Genomic DNA, 1,333 nt, shown 5'->3' with positions numbered 1-1,333 from the left:
ACTCGGCCAGATGGCGGTTGGCAAAGGCGAAGGTGTTGCCCCCCTTGCCCAGCATCAGCCGCCCTTGCGGGGTGGATCGGTAGTAGTGCACAAAGGTGCGGCCATCCACCACGGATCGGCCGTGCTCAAGCTGCTGGGCGGCAAGGGCATCCGGCGCGGGCTCGGTTATCACCATATCGGAGGAGACCAGCACGATACTGCGGCGAAACTCGCGAAAGTGCGCCGTCATGGCGCTGTTGAGGGCCAGCACCACCTTGCGGGCACGCACCTCGCCCTGCGGCGTCTGCACCCGGGCAGGCTGGCCCGCTTCAAGGCGCTGCATGGGGGAGTGTTCATAGACCTCGACCCCCAGCTCCCGTGCCACCCGCAGCAGGCCGCGCACCAGCAGGGCCGGTTGCACCGAACCGGCGTGGGGGCTGTAGAGCCCTTCCAGATGAATGTGGGAGCCGCTCTGGCTTGCCAGTTCCCCCTCTTCAATCGCCTGCCACTGGTTAAGGTCGGCTCGCTGTAGCTCCCGTAATACCGGCTCCATCAGGCCGCGCTGCGCCTCGCTGGTGGCGGTGTAACAGGTGCCCTCGACCCTCAGCTGTGCCTCTATGTGGTGCTTTTCGCAGAAGCGGGCAATCTCGTGCACCGCCTGCTCGGATTTTTGCACCAGCCAGGCGGCCTGCTGCTCGCCAAAGAGGCGCTTTAACGTCAGGTATTTGGCCGACCAGGTGAGCAAACAGCCGCCGTTGCGCCCCGAGGCGCCGCTGCCGCAGCGATCTTTTTCCAGCACCATGATGCGCAAGTGTGGCTCGGCCTGTTTAAGGGCGATGGCGCTCCACAGCCCGGTAAGGCCGCCACCGACGATGCAGACATCGGCCTCGTGGTGGCCGNNCGCGGGTTGTTCGGCGGCCAGGGCCTCGGCCAGCCAGAAGGGGAGAGTGGACATGATGACTCCTCGATAAGGTTATGGGTGGCGCCAGCGCTGGGTGCGATCCAGCAGGGTGCGGCTCAAAAAGAGCTGGAGCAGCTTGACGGTGGCGGCGGCCAGCAGGATCAGGGTAGCCATGGCGGCGGCCGCGGCGGTGTCGCCGGAATCCTCCATATTGAGCACGGCGATGGAGGCGAGCACGCTGTCGCTCGAATAGAGGAAGATCACCGCCGAGGTGGTGGTCATGGCGTTGACGAACAGATAGATGAAGATCTCCAGCAGTGCGGGCAGGGAGGCGGGCAGGGTGACTCGCCAGAACGCTTTCCAGAGCGGAATGCGCAATGAGATGGCCACCAGCTCCAGCTCCTTGGGCAGTTGTTTCAGGCTGGTCAGCGCCGTCATATGACCCACCGTGTA

2 protein-coding genes are annotated in these 1,333 nt (G+C 64.8%); both read right to left on the bottom strand.

Features of this window, described 5'->3' with window-relative positions:
- A partial coding sequence (locus BN1143_RS15620) for an FAD-dependent oxidoreductase (protein ID WP_042051293.1) occupies window positions 1-934 on the bottom strand: 934 nt, incomplete at its 3' end.
- Window positions 935-952: 18 nt separating this feature from the next.
- Window positions 953-1,333: ABC transporter permease subunit (locus tag BN1143_RS15615; RefSeq protein WP_042051290.1), on the bottom strand; the 381-nt coding region annotated here is incomplete at its 5' end.

The organism is Aeromonas dhakensis, from assembly GCF_000820305.1.
GTDB classification, from domain to species: Bacteria; Pseudomonadota; Gammaproteobacteria; order Enterobacterales; family Aeromonadaceae; genus Aeromonas; species Aeromonas dhakensis.
The sequence above is the reverse complement of the archived record's forward strand: the minus strand, read 5'-3'. Positions and strand labels throughout refer to the sequence as shown.